Below are 25,079 nucleotides of genomic sequence, written 5' to 3' on the forward strand. Positions count from 1 at the left end.
TAAAATGTCAATATTAAGCGGCAAAAACATACTATTAGGCATTAGTGCTGGTATTGCCGCTTATAAAACTGCTTCACTAGTAAGGTTGTTTGTTAAATTAGGTGCTAACGTAAAAGTCGTTATGACACCTTCTTCTAAAGAATTTGTAACACCTTTAACTCTATCAACACTTTCAAAAAACCCAGTATATTCCTCTTTTGTAAACGAAGATGATGACGAAGCTGTATGGAATAGTCATGTCGATTTAGGACTTTGGGCAGATTTATTTGTTGTGGCTCCAGCTACGGCAAATACCATGTCTAAAATGGCTAATGGCGTTTGCGACAATTTGTTGTTAGCAACATATTTATCTGCAAAATGCCCTGTGTATTTTGCGCCTACTATGGATTTAGATATGTACAAACATCCATCTACTTTAGCGTCTTTTGAAAAATTAAAATCTTTCGGAAATATTATGATTCCTGCTACAAGTGGCGAATTAGCTAGCGGATTGGTAGGAGCGGGTAGAATGGCAGAACCAGAAGATATTGTAACTTTTATCGAAAATGATATTCTAAGTAAACTTCCGTTACGCGGAAAAAAAGTGCTTATTACTGCTGGTCCTACTTATGAAGCTATTGATCCAGTTCGTTTTATAGGTAATCATTCCAGTGGTAAAATGGGATTTGAAATAGCTAAAGCTTCTGCTAATTTAGGCGCTGAAGTTATTTTAATTACAGGACCAACGAATCAAAAAGTAGCGCATAGTTTCATTCATGTTGTTCCCGTAACCAGTGCAGAAGAGATGTATAATGCAGCTCATGAATATTTTAATGATGTTGATGTAGCAATACTTTCTGCAGCAGTAGCCGATTATAAACCAAAAGAAGTTGCTTCTCAGAAAATAAAAAAGAACGATTCTACGTTAACTTTAAACTTAGTAAAGACAAAAGATATTTTAGCGTCTTTAGGAGCTGTAAAAAAACAGCAATATTTAGTTGGATTTGCATTAGAGACTCATAATGAGCTTGAAAATGCAAAAGGCAAATTAAAAAGAAAGAATTTAAACTTAATTGTTTTAAATTCGTTAAACGATAAAGGCGCTGGTTTTAAAGGAGACACTAATAAGGTGACTTTTATTGATGATAAAAACACCATAACTCAATTTGAGTTGAAGTCAAAAGCAGAGGTTGCAACCGATTTATTAACTAAAATTATAAAAGAAATTGATGCGTAATATTTTAGCTATTTTATTGTTTTGCATAGGAGTTTCAGGTATTTCGCAAGAATTAAATTGTAATGTAGTTGTAAATGCGCAACAAACCGGTAATGAAAACTTCCCTATTTTCAAGACTTTAGAAAAGCAATTAAACGAATTTGTAAATAACACCAAATGGACAAATAGAACCTTTGCTGCACAAGAGCGTATAGATTGTAGTATGGTTATAAATGTGGTAAGTTATAGCGGGGAGTCGTTTCAAGCATCTTTACAAGTACAATCTTCAAGACCTGTTTTTGGTTCGTCTTTTACAACACCAGTTTATAATTTTAACGATAAAGATTTTAATTTTAGATATTTAGAATTTCAAAATTTAATTTTTAATCCGAATCAGTTTGAATCTAATTTAATATCGGTTTTATCCTTTCATATTTATATGATTTTAGGATTAGACGCCGATTCTTTTTCTCCTAACGGCGGAGATGCTTATTATAAACAAGCGCAAATAATTACAAACTATTCACAACAAGGGAATTTTTCTGGATGGAAAGTAGAAGATGGCTTGCAAAGTAGATTTGCCTTAATAGATAATATGTTATCACCAACATTTAAAGAGTACAGAGATGTAATGTACACATATCATAGAGATGGTCTTGATGTTATGAGTAATAATGTTAAGCAAGGGAAAGAGAAAATAGCAGCATCTGTTAATAAGTTTCAGGCAATGAATAACAGAAGACCTAATTCATTTTTGTTACGTACCTTTTTTGATGCCAAAGCGGATGAAATTGAACAAATTTTTAGCGGAGGACCTAATGTTAATGTTACTAGCTTAAAAGAAACACTTCAAAAAGTAGCGCCAATGCACAGTAGTAAATGGCAAAATATTACCTTTTAAATTGGGGCATATTTAAATCCCTTTCACTATATTTATTTTTATAATTTAAATATCATAAAGAGTTTTGCTTACATCACTTTCTATAAAAAACTACGCATTAATAGATCATCTTCAAGTTAATTTTAACGAGGGGTTTTCAATAATTACAGGAGAAACAGGAGCCGGTAAATCTATTTTACTTGGAGGACTATCTTTAATTTTAGGAAAGCGTGCCGATTTAAGTAGCTTAAAAGATACCACGCAGAAATGTATTATTGAAGCTGTTTTTAAAGTGTCTAATTATAATTTAAAAGCGCTATTTGAAGCCGAAGATTTAGATTATGAAGACCAAACTATTATTCGAAGAGAAATTTTACCTTCAGGAAAGTCCAGAGCATTTGTAAACGACACACCTGTTAATTTAAGTAGTCTGCAATTATTAGGAGAACGCCTAATAGATATTCATTCGCAACATCAAACCTTACAACTTACAAGCAACGATTTTCAATTTCAAATTATTGATGCTTTAGGAAGTAATGATGGCGTTTTAGAAAATTATAGAGTAGAATTAAAAGTTTATAAGAAGCTTCAAAAAGAATTAAAAACACTTTTAGATTTTCAAGCTGAAGCCATAAAAGAGCATGATTATAATTCATTTTTATTAAATGAGTTAATTGAGGCTAATTTAGTTGATGGCGAATTAGAAACTCTTGAAGAAGAATACGAAACGTTAAATAATGTTGAGAACATAAAGGAAAAGCTATCTGAAGCCTACCAGTTACTAAATGAAGAGCAAATAGGGGTTTTGTCAAGTTTAACGTCATTAAAGAATGTATTACAAAAACTTTCGGGGTTTTCTAATAAGTATGAAGATTTGTTCAACAGAGTAAATAGTAGTCTTATAGAAATTGATGATGTATTTACAGAAGTTGATGTCCTACAAGATAATATAGATGCTGACCCTATGCGGTTAGAAGTTGTAGATGCAAAACTGAAAGTACTTCATAATTTAATGCAAAAGCATGTCGCAGCAAATGTTTCAGAATTAATTGCAATAAAAGATGCTTTAGACGACAAAGTATCAGTTACTGAGAATTTAGATGGTACTATTAAAAAGAAAGAAGAGGAAATAAGAAGTAAGGAAGATGTTTTAAATACCATTGCTCAAACAATTCATAAAAACAGACTGGATGTTTTACCGCAATTAAAACAACAATTAGAAACTCTATTGGCAAGTTTAGGAATGCCAAATGCTCAGTTTAAAATAGACGTTATTTTAGGTAACAACTTTTTAGCTAATGGAAAAGATGATTTATCCTTTTTGTTTTCAGCGAATAAGGGCGGACAATTTAATGAGCTTAAAAAAGCAGCATCTGGAGGAGAATTATCAAGAATTATGTTAGCTATTAAATCGATGCTTTCAAATTATATACAGTTGCCAACCATTATGTTTGATGAGATTGATACAGGTGTTTCTGGTGAGATTTCAAATAAAATGGGAGATATTATGTTGCAAATGAGTAAAACCATGCAAGTGTTTTCTATTACGCATTTACCACAAATTGCAGCGAAAGGACATTCGCATTTTAAAGTGTATAAAGAAGATGTGAATGAGACGACTCAAACTAATTTAGTGAAGCTAAACCATGATGAGCGTATTGTAGAAATAGCCCAAATGTTAGGCGGTTTAGATATGTCTTCATCTGCCATTGCCCATGCTAAAGAACTACTAAATTGAAAAAAAATAAAAGTTAAAAGTTATAAGTTAAAAGTTTAGTACTTTTGCCCGTAATATTAATGAAGTTGTTTAGACTTTTTAGACAATTGTGAAAAGTTTAAACGAGTTCAATGGTAAGTTTTAAATTAATCAACTAATTAAGATATAAAATAACCAATATGTCATATAATTTATTAAAAGGAAAAAAAGGAATCATTTTTGGAGCTTTAGACTCAAATTCAATTGCTTGGAAAACAGCAGAACGTGTGCATGAAGAAGGCGGGCAATTTGTATTAACAAATGCACCAGTGGCAATGCGAATGGGTCAAATTAATGAGTTAGCTGAAAAAACAGGTTCTCAAATTATTCCTGCTGATGCAACTTCATTAGAAGATTTACAAAATTTAATCGATAAATCTCAGGAGATTTTAGGAGGGAAAATCGATTTTGTATTGCACTCAATTGGAATGTCTATAAATGTTAGAAAAGGAAAGCATTATACAGATCAGAATTATGAGTGGACACAAAAAGGAACAGACGTTTCTGCTATGTCTTTTCATAAATTGATGCAAACACTTTATAAATCTGATGCTATGAATGAGTGGGGAAGTATTGTTGCCTTAACTTATATGGCGGCACAACGTGTATTTCCTGATTATAATGATATGGCAGATAATAAAGCTTATTTAGAAAGCATTGCACGTAGTTTTGGGTATTTCTTTGGACGAGATAAAAACGTACGTGTAAACACTATTTCTCAGTCACCAACACCAACAACAGCTGGTAGTGGTGTAAAAGGTTTTGATGGTTTTATTGCTTATGCAGATAAAATGTCGCCTCTTGGAAACGCAACAGCTTTAGATTGTGCAAATTATACAGTCTCTTTATTTAGCGATTTAACAAAACGTGTTACATTACAAAACTTATTTCATGATGGTGGTTTTAGCAACATGGGAGTTAGTGATGCTGTAATGAGTACTTTTATGGGAGAAGAATAAAATTCTTTAAAATATAGAAAACGAGCCACCCTTAAAACGGTGGCTTTTTTGTTACATTTGTGTTATGCAATTACAGTATTCATTCATAATTCCAGTTTATAATCGTCCGGACGAAGTACAAGAACTTTTAGAGAGTTTTGAGGCTTTAAAAACGAGTACCCAATATGAAATTGTTATTGTAGAAGATGGCTCCTCTATTTCTTCAAAAGAAGTTGTAGAAAGTTTCAAGTCGAAGCTTGATATATCTTATTTCTATAAAGAAAACTCAGGGCCTGGAGATTCTAGAAATTTCGGAATGCAACATGCAAAAGGTAATTATTTTATCATTTTAGATTCCGATTGTATTCTTCCAGAAAATTATTTAAGTGAAGTAGAAAAGAGTTTAAAGCAGGATTATGTAGATTGTTTTGGAGGACCAGATGCAGCACACGAATCGTTTACAAATCTTCAAAAAGCGATTAATTTTTCAATGACATCGTTTATTACTACTGGTGGTATTCGTGGTAATAAAAAGAGTGTTGATCGGTTTCAACCTAGGAGTTTTAATATGGGTATTTCTAAAAAAGCGTTTGAAGCTTCTAAAGGATTTGGACGTATTCATCCAGGTGAAGATCCAGATTTATCTATAAGACTATGGGATTTGGGGTATAAAACTAAGTTAATACCTGAAGCTTTTGTATACCATAAACGGCGAATCTCTTGGAGTAATTTTTATAAGCAGGTTAATAAATTTGGTTTAGTGCGCCCAATATTAAATACATGGCATCCAACAACTAAAAAGTTAACTTATTGGTTTCCATCTTTTTTTATTTTAGGTTTAATATTAGCTATGCTATTATTTTTTATTAACTTTAAATGGCTGTTATTAGGGTATGCCTTATATTTTTTATTAGCTTTTATTGTAGCGTTATTGTCTACCAAGAGTATTATAGTATCATGCTTTGCTTTAATTGCTATTTGCGTTCAGTTTATAGGGTATGGCTACGGGTTTATTAAATCTACTTTTGCTATTTCAATATTAAATAAAGACCCCGAAAATTATTTTCCTAAGCTATTTTTTAAATTGAAATGATAAGAAAAATTAAATCAGACATACTAGCATCTATAAAGAATAAAAGAATTAATGTCTTCATTTTATTTTTATTGTCGGCTTTTGTAATTCTAATATTTACAAAGCTTTCAAAGGATTACACTAACACTATTATATTTAATATTGATAAGGTAAATGTGCCTCAAGAAAATGTTATATTAAATGATTCTAATACGGTTCTTGCTATTACCTTAAAAACGCATGGATTTAAATGGTTAGATTATTATTTTTCAAAACCCAAAATAAAAGTTGATTTCAGTAAAGATGTTTACAAAAGAGATTCTGTTTTTATTTGGAGTAAATCTAAGGCATTTTTGAAGAACACACAGTTTGATAAAAATGTAGAATTGTTAAATATTTCCCCTGATACTTTAGTGTTTCTTTATGATGTTAATTTAATAAAAAGAGTACCCGTAAAGTTAAATGCTACTATTGGATTTGCTCCTGGTTATGATGTTTCAGAAACTTATGTTTTAGAGCCAGATTCTGTTCAAATAATTGGTCCAAAGGTGCTGGTATCTAATATAAATAACATTGAAACAGATTCCGTTTACTTATCCGAAGTCAGATCCAATTTATCACAAACCATAAAATTAAAACTACCAGAAAATAATAAGGAGTTAACGTTTTCAACCAAAAATGTTATTTTAAAAGCCTATGTAGAGAAGTTTACCGAAGGCACATTAAAAATACCAGTGAATGTTATAAATGTTCCTCCAGATAGAAGTTTAAAGTTTTTTCCAAAAGAAGTTAATGTATCCTATTCTGTAAGTTTAAGTAATTTTAATTCCATAAATAGTACAGATTTTAAAGTAGTATGTGATTATAATAAAATATCTAACAATCAGTCAGTTTTAATACCAGAGTTGGTAAAGATTCCTAAACTTGTAAAAAACGCAAAAATAAATCAAAAACATATAGAATTTATAATAACAGAATGATAATAGTTGGTTTAACAGGCGGTATAGGAAGTGGTAAAACTACGGTTGCTAAAGTGTTTAAGGAAAAACTTGGAATCCCTGTTTATATAGCCGATGAAGAGGCTAAAAAACTAATGAATAGATCTAAAATAATTAAAAGAAAACTCATTCAGTTATTTGGAGCCAATGCTTATGTTAATGAAGAATTAAATAAACCTTTTATAGCAAATATCATTTTTAACGATAAAGCATATTTGCAAAAAATGAATGCTATTGTTCATCCTAGAGTCGCAAAACATTTTCAAAAATGGGTGCTAAAGCAAGAAGCACCATATATTATAAAAGAGGTGGCTATTCTTTTTGAAAATGATGGCTATAAACAATGTGATTTTGTAATTACTGTTACAGCTCCTAAAGATTTAAGAATTAAACGCTTGTTGCAACGCGATAATACAACAAAAGCCAACATTGAAGCTATTATGAATAACCAATGGACAGATGAAGAAAAGGTAAAACGTTCTCATTTTGTTATTGAAAATATCTCTCTTGAAAACACTAAAGAACAGGTGCTTGAAGTGCATAACCAGATTCTTAAAAACCTGCAATAAATAACCAATTTTAACATTTCTGTTAATGTAAGGTTAAAAGGCAAGTGGACTAAATGTTAAAATGTTAATTTTGAGCAATGAGTAAAAGAGTATTTGTATTGTTAATCGTTTTAATGAGTTTATCGCTTATAGGTATTATATCTGTGCAGGCTTATTATATAAACGATTCGGTTCAAAATGAAAAGGAGCGCTTTAAATATAACGTAAAGAAGTCTTTAAGTTATGTCTCTAATACAATTGAGGAAAGAGAGTTTGATAATTATTTTCAAATATATCAACAATTAGATAATAAGAAAAAATCAGATTCAACAATTGTCTCTCAATTATTTTTCATTCAGACAAATAAGAGAACCAATGAAACCTTGTTTTACAGTCAAGGGGTTTTAGAAGAAAATTATAAACTATCTTCTTCATTATTAGATGCTGGTATCGATAATGATTCTTTATTCAATTTAAAATCATTGAATCAAGAATCTAAAATTGAAATTTTTCAAAATTCAGATTTAAAAGATAAAGATTTTAAGCAGAGCCCTATTACAAGAATTACTAATAGTGGTCCAATTTTAGAGGAAAATAAAAAGTATTTTGAAAAGAATTTTAAACAAGTTTTAAAAAGAAAACCAATATATAAAAGAGTTTCTGAAGAAGAAATAAAAACATTATTATTTAAAAAATTAACCGAAAATGATATTGATATAGATTATGAGTTTGCTATTTATAGTAATGATTTAGCAACAAAAGTACAAAGTGATAATTTTGAGAATGATGTAGAATCAACTTTTAGTACACCAATTTTTTATGATGATACTAACCAAACACCTTATAAACTTTTGGTTAATTTCCCTGGAGATGGAAAATACATTTTGTCATCTGTAATAAAAATGATATTGTTATCGGTGGTTTTTACATTAATCATTATAATAGCTTATACCAGTTCATTATATCAATTAATTAAGCAAAGAAAAATATCTGAAATAAAAACAGATTTTATAAATAACATGACGCATGAATTTAAAACACCAATAGCCACAATAAATTTGGCTTTAGATTCTATTAAGAATCCTAAAATTATTGGTGATAAAGACAAAGTTTTGCGTTATCTTAACATGATAAAAGAGGAAAATAAACGAATGCATGCGCAGGTTGAAAACGTTTTAAGAATCTCTAAACTAGAAAAAAACGAATTAAATATTAGTAAAGATAGAGTTAATTTACACGATTTAATTCTAGATGCAATAACACATGTAGAGCTTATAATTGAAGATAGACAAGGCTATATAAAAACATTTTTAAATGCAGAGAATTCATCCTTTTTAGCAAATGAAACTCACTTTACTAATGTAATAGTAAATATTTTGGATAATGCTATAAAATATTCTCCAAATGCACCAAAAATAGAAGTGTATACAGAAAATGTTGGAAACAATATTATATTAAAAATAAAAGATCATGGTAGCGGTATGAGTAAAGCTGCCTTAAAACGTGTGTTCGAAAAATTTTATAGAGAGCATACTGGAAATATACATAACGTAAAAGGACACGGTCTAGGTCTTGCGTATGTGAAAAGAATTGTAGACGATCATCAAGGTCATGTGTCTGCAGAGAGTGAAAAAGATAACGGAAGTACATTTACAATTAAACTTCCAATAATAACATAACTATGGAAGCACAAAACAAGAAAATTTTATTAGTTGAAGACGATCCAAACTTCGGTACTGTTCTTAAAGATTATTTAATGATGAACGATTACGATGTTGTTCATGCGAAAAATGGGATGGAAGGATTTGAAAAGTTTAAAAAAGACGATTTCGATTTGTGTATTCTAGATGTTATGATGCCTTATAAAGACGGATTTACATTGGCTAAAGAAATTCGCGAAAAAAACACCGATATTCCTATTGTGTTTTTAACAGCAAAAACCATGAAAGAAGATGTTTTAAAAGGCTATAAAGTTGGAGCAGATGATTATTTAAATAAACCCTTTGATAGCGAAGTGCTGTTGATGAAATTAAAAGCTATTATACAGCGTAAGGCAACAGAAACCATATCTGATAGCAAACAGTTTGAATTTAAAATAGGGCGTTTCGATTTAAATTCTAAATTACGTTTTTTAAAATTTGATGGAGGAGAACCTATTAAATTATCGCCAAAAGAAAATGAGTTATTACGTTTATTAGCGTTACATGAAAACGATTTAATGCCTCGTGAATTAGCTTTAACTAAAATATGGAGAGACGATAATTATTTTACATCTCGTAGTATGGATGTGTATATTGCTAAATTACGTAAGTACTTAAAACTAGACGACAAAGTAGAAATACTTAATATCCATGGCGAAGGTTTTAGATTAGTAGTTAACTAAAAATTCTAGTACATAATATTCTAAAATCCAGCTTTTGCTGGATTTTTTTATGGATATGATTTTGTTGAAAATTTAAAGTGTCGTTTAACGTTGATGTATATGGAAAGTTCGTGTTTGTGTGCGAGGATTTTCCGAAGGAAAATCAGAAGCTAGCAAACGAGCAACTAACTTTGGTTTAGCTAAAACTAGCAATTTTTTTAAACGTTGTTAGGCACAGTATTTTATCTTTAAATATTCTGTAGTCAGAAAATAAGACTTATTAAATATTATACTGTCTTTTCCTTTTTCGATAAATTCAGGTGTTTAATTACAATTTAGACATTTTTTTCATCTATTTTATGCAAAATAATGACATTTCCTTTTTAATTTTCAATCTGTCAATTTCAGATTTGTTCTTGCTTGTATTATTATTATTATTATTTAAATCATTCAAAAAGTAAAAAAAACATTAGTTAGTAAAAATCGTAATTATTTTCTAATTTTAATAATTCTATTAAACTAGTTTTATGCCTATCATTAAAAAACCAAATATTACGTATACAGGGATTAACCAAGAAATAGTATTAGATGATCCGAATGCTACACTTCTAGATTGTTCCATAATGAACCAAATACCCCACCTTCATGAATGTGGAGGGAATGGACGATGTACTACCTGTCGCATTAGAGTTATTGAAGGTCATAACAACTTAACTCCTAGAACACTAATAGAAAAAGAAACCACACGTATTCGGAAATGGGATCCGTCAATTAGATTAGCATGCCAGTGTTATGCAAAAGACGATGTAAGTATAGAGCGATTGGTTTGGACCAGTTCTGAAGTTAATCAACTGCAATTAGAAACTGTTCCTGATGGAGTTGCCGAAGAAAGAGCTATTGCCATTTTGTTTTGTGATATTCGTGGATTTACTAAAATAGTCTCAGAGAATAACACATTTGATATTGCTCACATATTAAACCGATTCTATACGGTTCTTGGCGATCCTATTTTAATTAACAACGGTATTATTTACCAATATGTTGGGGATGAAATTGTAGGTTTATTTGGAGTGTCTGGTGGTATGCGAGACAAGAATTGTAAAGATGCTATTCGAGCCGCCTTAGGTATGCAATATGCGATTAAAAGGCTTAATCATACGGAATTGGTCGATTTTGATATTAACATTAAAATGGGGATTGGAATAAATTTCGGTAAGGCTTATATTGGTCATTTAGGTCATCCCAAGCATAAACAATTTGCTGTTGTAGGTGATCCTGTCAATACTGCAAGTAGGATACAATCTTTTAATAAAGAGGTTAAAACAAGTATATTGATTTCGGATTCTATTTATCGAGGGGTTCCAAAAGACACATTAGATATTGGCCAAGAATTTAGTAATCAAATGGCAGGACATGAGCATCAAACCAAGATATATGAGTTAAAAGGATTTAAAGAAATGGATGTTCAACTTCAATTGCAGTGCTCATTGGACTATTTGTTGAGAAATGAGGAAGAATTCGCTTCTAAATTTTACGATAGAGTTTTTGAAAAAGCTCCAGAAGTGAGATTGTTATTTAAAAAAAATATGACTTCACAAGGAAGACTTTTAACACATATGCTTGGAGGAATTGTTTATTCGATGAGTAGACCAGATCATTTAAAAATGGGATTAAAATTACTTGGTGAAAGTCATTCTCGCTACGGAGTACGTAAAGAACATTATCCAATCGTATTGTCGTCCCTTCTTGAGACAATTGAAGAAGAGCTTGGAGAAATGTATTCAGGACAATTACTATCTGCTTGGGAACAAGCACTGACTATAATAACTTCAGAAATGAAAAAGTACGCCTAGCAAAAGAGTTCTGTTACGTCTAATTAATTTGGATCAATGTTACTAATAGAAAACGAGTAGATATTTTTTGTTACACTATTTTATTATTGTGCCTAACGACTTGATATGAAATCGTTTTAATATTTTATATCTAATGTTAAACGAAGTTAGCTATTTTTTCTGACGAAGTCAAATAGGGAGATAAACCTTCGGCTGTAAAAAAAGTCATTAGATTCGTTTACTCAACCAATCTTTAAGCTCATAAAAATTTTGTGGTGCTACGCCATGTCCTACAGGGAATTCGGAGTATTTATGAGCAATGTTTAAGCTTTTTAAAAACGGAGGCGTTTGTTGTGCCCATTGCACAGGGATTACCTGATCTACACTACCATGAGAACAGTAAAAGTCTAAATTCGAATAGTCTTTTTGGTTGATATCATCAGGGAATATATCTTGATTGATATAACCACTTAAAGCCACCACGTTTTTAACTTTTTCAGGATATGTTAACGCCACAGCATAGCTTAAAATACTACCTTGACTAAATCCTAAAAGGGAGACATTGTTTTTATTAACAGGATATGCTGCAATGGCTTCATCAATAAATTTAGCTATTAAATCGCGTGATTCTTTTGCCTGTTCGTTATCGTTCCATTTGCCTTTTTCGGCATCAAAATTAATAGCATACCAAGCATTTCCGTAAGGCTGCATGGTGTAAGGCGCTTTAACAGAGATAATGAAGAGTTCTTCTGGTAATTCGTTTGCAAATGAAAACAAATCGTTCTCATCGCTTCCGTAACCATGAAGCATGATTAATAAAGGTGCATTTTCAATTAAAGAAGATTTACGAATAATATGTTGTAACGACAGTGCTGTATTTACCATGTTTTAGTTGTCTAAGTTTTTAAAAAGTTTTTGATAGAATGCTCCAACTAAAGGAACTTCTTGTGCTTTTCTGCCAAGAGCACCTGTAAATCCGTAAATGAAAAGTACTGCAAAAAACACATAAAAACCAATGGAAATCATCCAATTATCAAAGCTTCCAATAGGGTAGCCTAAAGCCCAAAAAGTAAGCCATAAACCTAAAGATTGTCTAATATGGAAACTAGCAAAGTCACTTTTCTTATCGTCTTCTTTGTTTAAATAAAAAGCAATGATTACACCTATAATAGTTAAATAACTAATAATGGCATTTTTACGTCCTCTTTCGATATCTTGTTCTGTCATTATTTTAATTTAAAGCTATGTTGTTGTTTGCAATAATACCATAAACTTGTCCTTTTAAAACCTCACCTTCAAAAATGGCGTTTTTAGATTTTGAGACTATATTTTTTGTTGAAAATGTATATTTCGTATCTGGATTAAAAAGTGATATGTTCACTTTGTTTCCTATGTTTATAGGGGTGGTTTCTATTCCAAATCTAGTTTTTCCTTTGCTTAAAAGTTCTATGGTTTTCTTTATGGTAAATATAGATTGAAGCGCACCAAAAGCACTTTCTAATCCAATAGTACCATAAGCGGCATGGTCAAATTCTATTTTCTTGTGTTCAATATCAATAGGATTGTGGTCGCTTGTTACCATATCTATAGTGCCGTCTTTTATACCTTCAATTAAGGCGTCTACATCTGTTTGGGTGCGAAGAGGTGGCAAAACTTTAAAATGTGTATTAAAATCGTTTAATACATCGTCAGTGAAATATAAATTATGAATAGCGACGCTACAACTTACGTTTAATTTCTTCTTTTTTGCTTCTCTTATTAATGCAACCGATTTTGCAGTAGAAATGGTTGGAATATGTAATTTACCTTCTGTGTATTCTAATAGAAATAAATCGCGAGCAATTTGTAATTCTTCAGCAAGTGACGGGTTTCCTTTAAGTCCAAGTGTTGTACTAGTAATATGCTCGTTCATAACACCATGACCAGCTATTTTGTTTTCCTGAGGAAATGAGCAAACTAATCCATTAAAATTACTAGCGTATTGCAAAGCAATTTTCATGAGATTGGGATTGCTAATAGGTTTTTGGTAATCTGAAAAAGCCACTGCACCCGCTGTATTCATATCGTAAAGTTCGGCTAAATCAATACCTTGGCTGCCAACAGTTAGCGCCCCAATGGGTAATAAGGTTACTGCGTTATTACTGGCTTTAGAATTAACAAAAGTAATATCGGAATTAGAATCTATTACCGGATTGGTGTTCGCATTCATAGCAACGGTTGTAAAACCAGAAGCTGCGGCTGTTTTAAGTCCGTTCTTTATGGTGTCACGCTCTTCAAAACCAGGCTCTCCAAAACAAACACTACTATCAAACCATCCTTGAGATATATGGAGGTTTTCTAATGCTATTTCTTGATAATTGTTAGGGTTTTTAATCGTGCTGGCAATCTTAGTAATCACACCATTTTCAATTAATAAATCTTGAGTTGTATTATGAAACTCGCTTTTAGAATCTATAATTGTGGCAGACTTTATAAGTATGTTCATTTAAAATATTTTAAGATGAGCATTTCAATAATTAATAACGCTAATGCAAAAATAACAAACCATTTCCATAGCGCATTAATTTTTGTATCACTTTTTATGGTATCAAACGTTTTTGAGATAGAATTGCTAAGTATTATGTTTTTAATGTTAGATAGGTCTTTGTAAACTAAATCACTTTCAGTTCTGCTGTAATTATAACTTACGTTTTTTATCGTTGAATTATTATTTTTTACAGCGTAAATATTAGCGTCGTTAGGTGCCTCAGAAGTTTTTATAACAACTTTATTATTAAAATAACGCTGTTCTGGAATCATGTTAATAACCTTAGTTGTAAGCGATAAAACAGCATCTTGTTTTAGTTGTGTGCTTACATCAAATGTATTGTTTTTACCAATGGTGTAATATAATTCAGGAGTTTTAAAACTTTGCTTTCCAATATTATATAAAGTAGGAACAATTAAAGGAGAGTTTTTGAAATTTGAATTTTCGTTATTTAAAGCTGAAGTAAAAATATAAGCATAATTATTTTGAAATAAGAAGGGTTTGCCGTCTTCATATTTTAAGATGCTTGAAGCGTTATTTAAATTGGCATTAAAGTAGCTATTTACTTTTGGGTATTGAAAGTTGCTGACTTGCTTTTCAAATACGCCATTGTTGTATAATGGATGCGCATAATTAATAGTTGTGATGCGTTTTTCGGTTTGAATCACTTCATTAAAAGAAGCCTGATAGTTTAATAATAGCGTATTATATGAGGTGTTCGTTATGTCTTTTGAAGGAATTATAATAATAGAACCTCCTTGATTCGTAAATGCTTTTAAAGCAGCTGTTAAAGCGTTTGGAATACTGCTCAATTCATTTAGAATAATAAGGTTTTGAGATTCTAATAGACTATAATTTAATTGATTTTCTGTTGTTGAAATATAATTAAATTCATCATTTGTGTAAATGCGTTTTAAAAAGGAATCGTCTGTAGCGTTTAAAGCTAATACATTTATTTTAGATGTATTGTTGATGTTGAAAAACAAGGTGTTGTCAAACTGTAAGTTGGAGTCATTTATCGTTATTTTTCCGTTTATAATCGTATTAGCAGGAACAGAAAAAGTAGTGTTGGCTTCTTTAGTAATGGCTACCGAAGTTTTTGCTATTAAAGTGTCATTATTAAAGAGTGAAATGGGTAAGTTTTCAATGGGTGAGCCATTGTTTTTTAAAATAACTTTTAGGTTAATAGCTCTTGCTGTTTTTTCAGAAATAAAAACGCTGTCAACAGAAATGTTATGAGTATTTACAGGTTGTAATTTTACAAAATGAATGTTTGTTAATGAATCTTTTTCAATAGTTAAAGGGGTGTTGTTTTCTTGAAAATCAGAAATCAGAATTAAGTTTTTTAAGCTATTTGTTTGTTTACTAAAAAGTGTGTTGCCTTTTAATAAAACAGCTTGTGTTGTTAAACTATTTGGTGAATAACTAAGTTGTAATAATTCATTTTTTATAGCATTAATAGTGGTGTTTTTAAAAACTTTATCGTTTGTAATTACCGACATATTTTCTGTTTCAGGAACATGACTAATAATATCTTGAATCGCACGCTTTAGTAATTCTCCCTGACTTCCTTTTGCTTGCGTACTAAACGAATTATCTATATAGATAACGGTTTCTTTTTTAGTTTTAAACGTATTAATTTTAGATGTAAAAGGTTGTGTAAATGCTATAACAATTGCAGCGATTAATAGTAATCTAGTTAAAAGAATAAGCCACTTTTTTATCTGCGAACTTTTACGGGTTTGTAAAGTTGCCTCTTTTAAAAAAGCGACATTAGTAAAGGCGACTTTTTGAAACTTTCGTAACTGAAATAAATGAACAATAATAGGGATGAGCAGTAAAAATAAAGCGTAAAGAAGTTCGGGGTGTTTAAACTGCATTTCTTTTTAGATTAGTCAAACCTACATAATTTTTTTCATATTTCAGAAAGATTGAAATAAAATCAGTAGATTTTTCAAAGTTGATTATTCTTATAATATGATTATTTTATCAGTTTGATGATGTTAGGATAAAAACCTTTTGTTTTCCCGTTTCTGATTTTTATGGCAAATACTATTGGTAAAATAATATTCAAGGCATTAAAAGTTAACCAAGAAATTATTAACCCTTTAAAAGAAACAAACATACTACTGCCAATACTTAAATGTGTAATTTTTAAAAAAACAAATAAAATAATACTCCCATAATGTAGGCTTCCCCTATTTAGAACTGTTTAATTTTCCAAAACTTCTATAAAGTTATCCTTTTTAAGTTTAATATTATTAGCCTTGTTGGAATTAAGTTTTGCATATTTTATTGGTGATATTTTTCCTAAGCTATCATGTGGCCTGTGATGATTATAATCTTTCATCCATATTTGTGTTTGTTCTCTGACTTGGTCTATGTTCTCAAAGATATATTTATTAAGAACCCCTCTTCGATAAGATCCATTGAATCGTTCTATAAAAGCATTTTGAGTAGGCTTACCTGGTTGTATGTACTTAAATTCAATATTATGCATGGTACTCCATCCATATGTAATCTTAGCTATAAATTCAGGACCATTATCCATTCTTATTTTTTTTGGTTTGCCTTTTCGATTTATCAAATGATTGAGCACCCATACAATGCGGTTGCTCGTTAATGAAAAGTCTATTTCTATGTGCAATGCCTCCCTATTATAATCATCAATGATATTAAAGGCTCTAAATCGTCTTTTATTCTCCAACACGTCGGTTACAAAATCCATGCTCCATGTGTGATTTTGTTCTACAGGTATTTCTAAGGGTTCGAGTATTCTTGCTGGTAAGCGTTTCTTGACTTTTCGCCTTAAAGGAAGACCTAATGCTTTATAAACACGATAGACACGTTTATGATTCCACAATTCACCTTCTTCACGCAAACGACCATAAGCTTTCCAAAACCCCTCTTCAGGTCGTTGGACAGCCTTTTCTTGTAAAGCTTTTTCAATCTCAGAATCATCTTTGGCTAAAGGTTGGTAATAATAAACACTTTTACTCATATTCAAAACACGGCACGCCCTACTGATGCCGTAACGAGCAAGTTCTTTACTTATACTGCGTTTAAGGCAGGGCTTCAAAACTTTTTTTCAATGATCTCTTTGGCCATTTGATGGTCTAATGCTAAAGTGGCATACATCTGTTTTAGTTTACGGTTTTCGTCTTCCAGCTCCTTGATCCGTTTTAACTCTTTGCCATTCATGCCAGCATATCGTTCTCGCCATTTATAAAATGCAGAGGAACTAACGCCATGTTCTCGCGTAATCTGTTCAACACTCTTGCCTGTGTCAAACTCCTTTAAAATCTTTGCTATCTGTTGCGGACTAAATTTACTTTTTCTCATAATACTGTTTAAAATTAATAATTATTTTACACTTTTAAACAGTTCGGTTTTTGGGGGAGCTTACAATAAGATAGAAGCGTCCATAGAATTTGAAAATTTAATATATTAGTACCAGTTTCTTTCAAGCCTATTATTTTATCTTTTTTAGTCATCCATAGGATAAAAGGAATAATTATATTCCCTAATGGAATGATTAGAAAAGTTATAACTGATAAATGCAAATAGATCAAATAACTATTATCTGTTTTCTTTCCATAATCTAAAAGATCTTCAGTATTTAAGTCTAAAACTTCACAAATTAAATGAAGTGTTTTTCCTCTAGGTTCATTTTCGTTGTTTTCTATGCGTTGTATAGTTCTTAAATTTACTTTAGCAGCCTCGGCTAATTCTTCTTGAGAGAGCCCTTTTCTTTTTCTTACTTCTTTAATTTTATTTCCGATGTCATTCATAATTAATTGTGTTTAATTTTTGTCAAAACTACTTATGAATTCTTCTTTTTGATAACGGTTTATTTGCGACATTTTTATGACATTTATGTCTATAGGCATGATTTGCTTCATTTTTGGGAAGATTAACAAAAGAAAATATAATCTTCAACAGGATGCATATTTAGTTTGTCCATGTAATCCTTAATTTCTATTTGCGATGTTTTATTCGCAACTGTAATAATACTTTGCGGATTTTTAATCGTTTCTAAATAACTAAACGGCTGTAATATGTTACCATAAATATCGCGACCTATTTTGTTTGGGTTATTACAAATCCATTGAAAAGAAATATTCATAGCAATTAGTTTTTTAGCTATCGTTTTACCTTTATTCCCTGCGCCCCAAACTATTAATGTTTTGTTTGGGTTGAAATCGAGTTCTAAAAAATAATGCAGTTTTAATTCTATAAAATGATTTTCTGCATAATGTTTATGGGTTCTTGAGGTTCTGGTATTATAATCTCGCCAATCGTGTAAAACAACATCACAAGGAATGCATTTGTAATGATGTTTGTAAAACCGAAACGCTAAATCGTAATCTTCTGGATATCTATTAGGATTAAAAGCATCACAAGCAATTAAATCGCTTTTGTAAACCATCCAACAAGGCGAAGGAATGACGCATTCCTTATAAATTTCAGAATAATTAGTACCCATTTTAGTTAATTGGTTTAACCAAATCTCATAATTTTTATAGCCTTCTTTAATGCCTTCATCAGAAAAATAATTAACTAAACCAACAGCAACATGCTGTTTGCCATGTTTTAATAAGTTACCAACTAAGGTTTCTAACTTGTTAGGAAGCATCAAATCATCGCTATCCATTCTAGTAATAAACTCACCAGTACTTTCTGAAAAGGCAAGCCTTAAAGCATCAATAATACCACTTCCAGAATTTTTAAAAAGCTTAATTCTGTTATCTTTTTTGGTGTAGTTTTTAACAATATTATGACTTGAATCACTAGAACCATCGTCAACTATTAAAAGCTCCCAATTGGTGTAGGTTTGTTTTAAAATAGATTCCAGACAATCTGGTAAATAGGCTTCGGTGTTTTTAAAAGGAATTAGTATGCTTACTAAATTTTGTTGCATGATGCGAATTTAACAAAACCTTAAGAATATAGGGCGTAACATAATGGTATTTTGCAAGTCAATTTAAAAAGTAAAACATAATTACATGAATTCAAAAATATTTGCAGCATTATTTGCTGGTATTTTAATAGCAAGTTGTAATCCGACTAAGGGTGCTTCTAACGATTTAGCAACAAGTTTGCCAATTGATGTTTCTATTAATTTGTCTCAAATTCAAGATGATAAAGCACCAGTAACTATTAATCCAGGACGTTTTACAGTAAGTACAGTTACGTATCGTTTACCAAGAGTCGTTCAAGGAACTTACTCTGTGAGTAATTTTGGTAAATATATTGATACTTTCAAAGCTTATGATTATAAAGGTAATGAACTGACTGTTAATAAAATCGATACGAATACTTGGGAGATTTCTAATGCTAAACAATTAGACAAAATCACGTATTTGGTTAATGATACTTTTGATATTGAAGTAGAGGGCGGTATAGGTAAAGAAGAACCTTTTTCTCCTTCAGGGACAAATATTGAACCTAATAACTTTGTTTTGAACTTACATGGTTTTGTTGGCTATTTTGATTCATTAAAAAACAATCAATATAAATTAGACATAACAGGTTCAACCGATTTAGTTCGTACTTCTGCCTTACAAAGTATAGGTGATAAAACTAGTGAAGATGGAAAAAACACGACTACTACGTATTTAGCAAACAGATATTTTGATATTACAGATAATCCAATGTTTTATGGCGATTTAGATGTTGAGGAGTTTATGGTAGGCAATATTAAAATTGTTTTAAGTGTGTATTCACCAAACAAAGTGCACTCAGCTAAGTCTTTAAAAGAAACTGTTTTTAAAATGATGCAAGCGCAAAAGGTGTTTTTAGGAGATATTAACAGTACACCACGTTACGATATTTATTTGTATTTATCTGATGGTAAAGAAGATTCTGCAAAAGGTTTTGGTGCTTTAGAACATCATACATCAACGGTAGTCGTATTTCCAGAAGCATATAGTGATGAAGAATTAGCCGAAAGTATGATAGATGTTGTATCTCATGAGTTTTTCCATATTGTAACACCTTTAAGTGTGCATTCTGAAGACATACATTATTTCGATTATAATACTCCTACATTTTCAAAGCATTTGTGGATGTATGAAGGCGTAACAGAGTATTTTGCGACTTTATTTAAAGTAAATCAAGGCTTAGTTGAAGAAAGTGGTTTTTACAGAGATATCATGCAGAAGATTCAAAGGTCTAAGCAATTAAATGATGCCATGAGTTTCACTATCATGAGCGAGAATGTATTAAAAGCACCTTATAAAGATCAGTATTTAAACGTGTATCAAAAGGGTGCCTTAATAGGTATGTGCGTTGATATTTTAATGCGTGAAGAAAGCGAAGGACACAGAGGGATTTTGTCTTTAATGAAAGAATTATCAAATAAATATGGTAAGAACAAGCCGTTTGAAGATGATAAACTTATAGATGAAATTACTGCAATGACTTACCCTTCTGTTGGAGAATTTTTAAATACGCATGTGGTTGGAGATATTCCAATTAACTATAATGAGTTTTTTGAAAAAGTGGGAATAGAAATAGGGGAAGGTAAAGTAGAAACTAATTATATTTTAATGGATGGCGCTCCAATTGTTAGTGGAGATCCCCAAAAAGGAACCATCTTTTTTACAGAAAAGGTTTTAGATAATAGCTTTTGGGCTGAACAAGGCGCACAACCAAACGATGTTATTAAATCTATAGACGGTACAGCACTTACTATGCAAAATGCAAATCAAGTGTTACAAGGTGTGTTTATGTGGAAACCAGGAAATGATATTGAGGTAATATTGGATAGAGCAGGAGAAGAAGTTGTAATAAAAACAACTACAACAAAAACATATACTACAGGAAAAGGATTAATGCAAAAAGTAGATGCAACCGATGCTCAAAAAGCATTACGTGACGCCTGGTTAAAAGGATAAGTAGATTAAAATTTTTAGAATTTAGAATTTAGATTAACGATTGATGAACTTTGGTTTGTCAATCGTTTTTTTTGTTTAAAACCCTTCAAAAACCCCTAAACCAAATAAGGCAAAATCATATTTTACAGGATCTGTAGCATCTAGTTTTCTTAATGAGATATCTAATTCTAATAAGGCTTTACCATCATTTTGTTTGCGTTTTAGAAGATTTAATTTCCGGGCTACATTTCCAGAATGTACATCTAACGGACAAGATAATAGAGCAGGTGAGAGGCTTTTCCATATACCAAAGTCTACACCTGTAGTATCAGTTCTAACCATCCAACGTAAAAACATGTTTATCCGTTTTGCAGCCGAATTTCTTAATGGATCACTTACATGTTTCTGTGTTCTGGGTAAATGGTCTATTTCAAAAAATGTTCTTTTAAATTCAGATATAGAACTTTGCATTGAGTTTTTATGAGCAGATTTACCAAATAAGTTTTCTAAGCCATCATGGTTTTTATAAATATGCTGTAGCGATTTAATAAACTGAATACAATCGTCACCATTAAAAGTCCTATGAACAAAAGGTTTTAGTTTTTCTATATCGTTTTCTTGGTGATTCATTACAAAATCATATGGCGAATTATCTAGAAGTAGCATTAATCGTTTGGCGTTGTTAATAATGCTTTTACGGTTACCCCAAGAGATTGTGGCGGTTAAAAATCCTGAAATCTCAATATCTTCTTTTAGTGTGAATTGATGCGGTATTTGTATAGGGTCGCTTTCAATAAACTTTGGATTGTTATATTGTTCTACTTTACTGTCAAGAAAGTCTTTAAGTTCGGCTTGGTTCAAAACGAGTCTACTATTTTTCCATCAACCATTACCAATTTCCTATCAGCTAAATTCGCTAAGTCTTCATTATGTGTTACAATAACAAAGGTTTGTCCAAACTCATCACGAAGTTTAAAAAATAGACTATGTAAATTTTCGGCAGATTCGCTATCTAAATTTCCAGAAGGTTCATCGGCAAAAATTAAATCAGGATTATTAATTAAAGCTCTCGCAACGGCCACACGTTGTTGCTCACCTCCAGAAAGTTCATTTGGTTTATGGTTGTATCTGTGCGATAAACCTAAAAAATCTAAAAGTTCTTTAGCGCGTTTTTCAGCATTTGCTTTTTTTGTTCCTTTAATAAATGCGGGTAAACAAACGTTTTCTAAGGCTGTAAATTCTGGTAATAATTGGTGAAACTGAAAGATAAAACCAATATGTTCGTTTCTAAACTTTGCTAAGGCCTTATCATTAAGAGTACTTATATCAATATTATTGATGTTAAGTTCATGCTTTTCTTTTTTAGAGGCTCTATCTAAAGTGCCTAATATTTGTAATAAGGTTGTTTTTCCAGCGCCTGAAGCACCTACAATAGAAATAACTTCACCTTTTTGTATATGAATATCTACGCCTTTTAAAACTTGTAAATCACCGTAGTATTTATGAATGTTTTTTGCTTGAATCATCTGAAATAAATAAGAGCTGTGAATTTACTACTTTAATGTATTATGAACAATTATGTGCCGCTTTTCTTCATGAAAGCTTTTTTTAGACTAGAGTAATCAATATAATATTGAATGCGTAAAGAAAAAGTGTTTTGTATGGGTTGGCTGAACAAAGTTTTTAAACTTCTTCCATAAGAATCAGTTGAGGTATTATCATTATTAAATAATTGATTTCTATATAAAGCTGTTAAAAAACTACCTGGAGCAAATTGCCAAGTGTAGTTCAAATCTAAATTCCAAGTGTTGTAATTAATATTAGGATTATTTTCTAAATCTTGGACAGTATAATTTGAGTTTTGATTTAAATGACCATTATTTTCTAAAGTGAACAGATTTTTTTTATAATTAACAGTTGACCAATAATTTCTAAATGTTAAAGAAACTCCATGAAATGAACTGAAAGTGTAATTGGCAGAGATACTATTTACTTGGGTTTTTCTATCTCGTTCACCAAATATAATATCATTATCAACAGTTGTTGTATAACCTCTATCATTAAACTCTTTATTATAATTGAAAGAATATTTGAGTAACAGCTTTTCATTGAATCTAATTCTAGGACTTATACTAAACCAATATTCATTGGTGTCTCTGTTTTTTTCGAAAAATGTAGCTCCACCAATATTGGCATCTATAGCATATTTTTTATTATAGTTTGAAGAAAACCACATGTTAGAGTTTATTCTATTTTCATAAATAAAAAACCTACCTGCTGTTCTTGGTTCAAAATAGTCGTATTGTTTACCAATTTGAAAGTTGATGTTTCCACCATAGTTGTTGATTTTTTTAGTTTGTGCTTCATAATAAAAACCAAAATTAGTACCTGTATAGGTATCAGGATTTGCTAGCTTTTTATAGTTGATATAACTGCCAATGAAATAGTTGTTTAGTTTTTTTGTGGGCTTAAATATTTGATAAGATAGGTCTAACGAAATGTTATTGTAATTATTTCTTAATAATAAACCTAAATCATTAATGTCATATTTAGCATCAGCATAACTATGGTTTAAACTATATCTGAACTTTCCTGATTTTTTTCTAGCTGTAATAGAAGAGCTGAATCCTGTTGAAGAGCTATCTGCTAAATTAATAGTACTCATTTTAATTTCACTATAAAGTTTATAAGTGTTTTTTTTGTTGAAAATATCAAAAACTAAACCTGTAACGTTGGCATCTCTAAAATAACCATCTCTTGTTACATTCGTGTTTATTAAGCTTATAGAAGAGTTTTTATTAAATTGTTGGTCTAGAACAAAAACATTATAATTTGCAATTGGTTCAATAATTTCTTCTCTTATTTCCCCAGTAATAGTATTTTTTATAGAGGCTTTTGTTTTTTCTGTAATGGCATTAAAAACACCAATACCAAGTCCACCTTTTGTTCTACCAGAAACTTTTAAAGCGTTTAATACTTTTACAGAGTTGGGTTTATTTAATATTTCTTCATTATCGTTTAATTCAACTTCTCCTATAGGTTTGCCTCCAACACGTCTAGAAAAGAAAAGATGCCCTTTGTTAAATAAATCTACCCCTTCAGTAAAGAACTGACGTTGTTCGGAAAAGGTTTGTTCAAAAGGACCTAAATTTAATTCTAAATTATCAAAACCTGCTTGACTAAAATCTGGAACCAAAGTGGCATCCAATGTAAAGTTTTCGGTAATGCCATATTTTACATCTAATCCAAGGTTTAAATCGGTTTTAACATCGCCGTTATAGGAGTTAATTAAAGCAGAGGTAAACGGATAAAAACTAAGTCTAGTAGGAGAGTCTATGTTTTCTAGATATTTTATTTCTCCATGATAAAGACCTATATTTCCTTTTGTTCTATCAATAGGATTCCATGTATATTGCGTGCGATCTCTTCTAAAATGTCTATGAAATTGTAGTCCCCAAGTTTGTACATCTTTATTTGAAAAGCGAAGAGCGCTATACGGTATTTTTACTTCAACAATCCAGCCATCTTTAACCATTTTCACTTTGCTTTCCCATACCGCATTCCATCCAAAATCTTCATTTGAAGTAGGATTGGAAATAGCATCAGCTTGTGTGCCAGAACTAAATACGAAAAACTCGGTATCGTTTTGAGCATCATTATTAGGATTTAAAATAATTCTAAAAAAATCAGATTGCCCAAAATTATCTCTCATAGTGTATTGGCGCATTATTTTTGAAGGCTTGTCGTGTAAATAAGCACCAAAGTAAATGGCATCATTATCATAAGTGATTTTTACAATAGTTTTAATTTCCGTGCTGTCTTTTACACCCATTTCTGGGCTAAACTGTGTAAAATCCTTTGCTTCTTCAGAATTTAGCCAAATATCATCATCTAAAACGCCATCTATTTTAGGTGCTTTGTTCGTTTTTTTTATGTGATATGTTTTTTTGTTTTGTGAAAATCCCATTAAATTTATGAAAGACAGAAATACGAAAAATAGTAAAAGTCTCATAAATGAATTGATTGCTGTTTTTAAGTATTCTTTCTTTAAAAAGAATATTTAAAAATGAGTTTGTTACAGTTTTGTATTACA

21 protein-coding genes are annotated in these 25,079 nt (G+C 30.8%); 11 read left to right on the forward strand and 10 right to left on the reverse strand.

Translation table 11 applies throughout. The features are described from left to right. The first annotated feature begins 4 nt into the window (after positions 1-4). The 10 genes from coaBC to RHP49_12465 all read left to right on the forward strand — a co-directional run bounded on the left by coaBC (position 5) and on the right by RHP49_12465 (position 11,602). Positions 5-1,216, forward strand: coding sequence for a bifunctional phosphopantothenoylcysteine decarboxylase/phosphopantothenate--cysteine ligase CoaBC (coaBC, locus tag RHP49_12420; GenBank protein ID WNH11702.1), 1,212 nt, complete (start codon positions 5-7; stop codon positions 1,214-1,216). After that, positions 1,209-2,096: a DUF4835 family protein gene (locus RHP49_12425; GenBank protein WNH11703.1), complete on the forward strand. Its 888-nt coding sequence runs from the start codon at positions 1,209-1,211 to the stop codon at positions 2,094-2,096. The genes coaBC and RHP49_12425 overlap by 8 nt, the downstream gene beginning before the upstream one ends. A gap of 64 nt (positions 2,097-2,160) precedes the next feature. Next, positions 2,161-3,813, forward strand: a complete 1,653-nt coding sequence (gene recN / locus RHP49_12430; GenBank protein WNH11704.1) for a DNA repair protein RecN — start codon at positions 2,161-2,163, stop codon at positions 3,811-3,813. A gap of 158 nt (positions 3,814-3,971) precedes the next feature. Beyond that, positions 3,972-4,790, forward strand: a complete 819-nt coding sequence (locus tag RHP49_12435; GenBank protein WNH11705.1) for an SDR family oxidoreductase — start codon at positions 3,972-3,974, stop codon at positions 4,788-4,790. 64 nt (positions 4,791-4,854) lie between these two features. Beyond that, the gene (locus tag RHP49_12440) at positions 4,855-5,862 is read left to right on the forward strand and encodes a glycosyltransferase (GenBank protein WNH11706.1); all 1,008 of its coding nucleotides are present in this window, start codon (positions 4,855-4,857) and stop codon (positions 5,860-5,862) included. Further along, positions 5,859-6,821 (forward strand): YbbR-like domain-containing protein, encoded by a 963-nt coding sequence (locus tag RHP49_12445; GenBank protein WNH11707.1) that lies wholly within the window; start codon positions 5,859-5,861, stop codon positions 6,819-6,821. The genes RHP49_12440 and RHP49_12445 overlap by 4 nt, the downstream gene beginning before the upstream one ends. Further along, complete coding sequence (coaE, locus tag RHP49_12450) at positions 6,818-7,408, forward strand: dephospho-CoA kinase (protein WNH11708.1); 591 nt, start codon at positions 6,818-6,820, stop codon at positions 7,406-7,408. The genes RHP49_12445 and coaE overlap by 4 nt, the downstream gene beginning before the upstream one ends. Positions 7,409-7,485: 77 nt before the next feature. Next, positions 7,486-9,066, forward strand: a complete 1,581-nt coding sequence (locus RHP49_12455; protein WNH11709.1) for a HAMP domain-containing sensor histidine kinase — start codon at positions 7,486-7,488, stop codon at positions 9,064-9,066. A 2-nt stretch (positions 9,067-9,068) separates the two neighbouring features. Then, complete coding sequence (locus tag RHP49_12460; protein WNH11710.1) at positions 9,069-9,770, forward strand: response regulator transcription factor; 702 nt, start codon at positions 9,069-9,071, stop codon at positions 9,768-9,770. A 506-nt stretch (positions 9,771-10,276) separates the two neighbouring features. Further along, the gene (locus RHP49_12465) at positions 10,277-11,602 is read left to right on the forward strand and encodes an adenylate/guanylate cyclase domain-containing protein (protein WNH11711.1); all 1,326 of its coding nucleotides are present in this window, start codon (positions 10,277-10,279) and stop codon (positions 11,600-11,602) included. 207 nt (positions 11,603-11,809) lie between these two features. Here RHP49_12465 and RHP49_12470 read toward each other — a convergent pair whose 3' ends face one another. The 7 genes from RHP49_12470 to RHP49_12500 form a co-directional block, all read right to left on the reverse strand. Further along, on the reverse strand, positions 11,810-12,466 hold the full coding sequence (locus RHP49_12470) for an alpha/beta fold hydrolase (protein WNH11712.1): 657 nt from the start codon (positions 12,464-12,466) through the stop codon (positions 11,810-11,812). Positions 12,467-12,469: 3 nt separating this feature from the next. Continuing rightward, positions 12,470-12,808: a hypothetical protein gene (locus tag RHP49_12475; protein WNH11713.1), complete on the reverse strand. Its 339-nt coding sequence runs from the start codon at positions 12,806-12,808 to the stop codon at positions 12,470-12,472. Between the two features lie 4 nt (positions 12,809-12,812). Then, a complete protein-coding gene (locus RHP49_12480) occupies positions 12,813-14,066 on the reverse strand; it encodes a dihydroorotase (protein ID WNH11714.1) in 1,254 nt (417 codons plus the stop codon). Beyond that, on the reverse strand, positions 14,063-15,988 hold the full coding sequence (locus RHP49_12485; GenBank protein ID WNH11715.1) for a BatA domain-containing protein: 1,926 nt from the start codon (positions 15,986-15,988) through the stop codon (positions 14,063-14,065). Before RHP49_12485 ends, RHP49_12480 begins: the two co-directional genes overlap by 4 nt. A gap of 332 nt (positions 15,989-16,320) precedes the next feature. After that, positions 16,321-17,450, reverse strand: a protein-coding gene (locus tag RHP49_12490) for an IS3 family transposase (GenBank protein ID WNH11716.1) whose coding sequence is annotated in 2 segments (ribosomal slippage) — positions 16,321-17,189 and positions 17,189-17,450 — 1,131 coding nt in all. Because the reading frame shifts where the segments join, the coding sequence is not laid out codon by codon here. A gap of 26 nt (positions 17,451-17,476) precedes the next feature. Next, positions 17,477-17,899 (reverse strand): helix-turn-helix domain-containing protein, encoded by a 423-nt coding sequence (locus RHP49_12495; protein WNH11717.1) that lies wholly within the window; start codon positions 17,897-17,899, stop codon positions 17,477-17,479. A 122-nt stretch (positions 17,900-18,021) separates the two neighbouring features. Further along, positions 18,022-19,029, reverse strand: a complete 1,008-nt coding sequence (locus RHP49_12500; GenBank protein ID WNH11718.1) for a glycosyltransferase family 2 protein — start codon at positions 19,027-19,029, stop codon at positions 18,022-18,024. Positions 19,030-19,114: 85 nt separating this feature from the next. On the opposite strand from RHP49_12500, the gene RHP49_12505 reads away from it, so the two are divergent. Beyond that, complete coding sequence (locus tag RHP49_12505; protein ID WNH11719.1) at positions 19,115-21,007, forward strand: peptidase M61; 1,893 nt, start codon at positions 19,115-19,117, stop codon at positions 21,005-21,007. Between the two features lie 75 nt (positions 21,008-21,082). Here RHP49_12505 and RHP49_12510 read toward each other — a convergent pair whose 3' ends face one another. Genes RHP49_12510 through RHP49_12520 form a run of 3 tightly spaced genes read right to left on the reverse strand, consistent with a single transcriptional unit; the run spans position 21,083 to position 24,953 of the window. Continuing rightward, entirely contained in the window at positions 21,083-21,847 is a 765-nt protein-coding gene (locus RHP49_12510; GenBank protein WNH11720.1) for a TIGR02757 family protein, read from the reverse strand. Then, positions 21,844-22,512 carry an ABC transporter ATP-binding protein gene (locus RHP49_12515; protein WNH11721.1) on the reverse strand — a complete coding sequence of 223 codons (669 nt, stop codon included), beginning with the start codon at positions 22,510-22,512 and terminating at the stop codon, positions 21,844-21,846. The genes RHP49_12510 and RHP49_12515 overlap by 4 nt, the downstream gene beginning before the upstream one ends. Before the next feature lie 50 nt (positions 22,513-22,562). Next, the gene (locus RHP49_12520; protein WNH11722.1) at positions 22,563-24,953 is read right to left on the reverse strand and encodes a DUF5916 domain-containing protein; all 2,391 of its coding nucleotides are present in this window, start codon (positions 24,951-24,953) and stop codon (positions 22,563-22,565) included. Positions 24,954-25,079 lie beyond the last annotated feature (126 nt).

This window comes from Flavobacteriaceae bacterium HL-DH10 (genome assembly GCA_031826515.1).
In the GTDB taxonomy this organism is placed as follows: domain Bacteria; phylum Bacteroidota; class Bacteroidia; order Flavobacteriales; family Flavobacteriaceae; genus Thalassobellus; species Thalassobellus suaedae.

Coding starts and splice junctions, on each gene's coding strand:
- RHP49_12515 (WNH11721.1), bottom strand. CDS start 22,512: ATGATTCAAGCAAAAAACATTCATAAATACTACGGTGATTTACAAGTT.
- RHP49_12480 (WNH11714.1), bottom strand. CDS start 14,066: ATGAACATACTTATAAAGTCTGCCACAATTATAGATTCTAAAAGCGAG.
- RHP49_12435 (WNH11705.1), top strand. CDS start 3,972: ATGTCATATAATTTATTAAAAGGAAAAAAAGGAATCATTTTTGGAGCT.
- RHP49_12520 (WNH11722.1), bottom strand. CDS start 24,953: ATGGGATTTTCACAAAACAAAAAAACATATCACATAAAAAAAACGAAC.
- RHP49_12440 (WNH11706.1), top strand. CDS start 4,855: ATGCAATTACAGTATTCATTCATAATTCCAGTTTATAATCGTCCGGAC.
- RHP49_12500 (WNH11718.1), bottom strand. CDS start 19,029: ATGCAACAAAATTTAGTAAGCATACTAATTCCTTTTAAAAACACCGAA.
- RHP49_12425 (WNH11703.1), top strand. CDS start 1,209: ATGCGTAATATTTTAGCTATTTTATTGTTTTGCATAGGAGTTTCAGGT.
- RHP49_12485 (WNH11715.1), bottom strand. CDS start 15,988: ATGCAGTTTAAACACCCCGAACTTCTTTACGCTTTATTTTTACTGCTC.
- RHP49_12470 (WNH11712.1), bottom strand. CDS start 12,466: ATGGTAAATACAGCACTGTCGTTACAACATATTATTCGTAAATCTTCT.
- coaBC (WNH11702.1), top strand. CDS start 5: ATGTCAATATTAAGCGGCAAAAACATACTATTAGGCATTAGTGCTGGT.
- RHP49_12460 (WNH11710.1), top strand. CDS start 9,069: ATGGAAGCACAAAACAAGAAAATTTTATTAGTTGAAGACGATCCAAAC.
- RHP49_12455 (WNH11709.1), top strand. CDS start 7,486: ATGAGTAAAAGAGTATTTGTATTGTTAATCGTTTTAATGAGTTTATCG.
- RHP49_12475 (WNH11713.1), bottom strand. CDS start 12,808: ATGACAGAACAAGATATCGAAAGAGGACGTAAAAATGCCATTATTAGT.
- RHP49_12495 (WNH11717.1), bottom strand. CDS start 17,899: ATGAATGACATCGGAAATAAAATTAAAGAAGTAAGAAAAAGAAAAGGG.
- coaE (WNH11708.1), top strand. CDS start 6,818: ATGATAATAGTTGGTTTAACAGGCGGTATAGGAAGTGGTAAAACTACG.
- RHP49_12465 (WNH11711.1), top strand. CDS start 10,277: ATGCCTATCATTAAAAAACCAAATATTACGTATACAGGGATTAACCAA.
- RHP49_12505 (WNH11719.1), top strand. CDS start 19,115: ATGAATTCAAAAATATTTGCAGCATTATTTGCTGGTATTTTAATAGCA.
- RHP49_12445 (WNH11707.1), top strand. CDS start 5,859: ATGATAAGAAAAATTAAATCAGACATACTAGCATCTATAAAGAATAAA.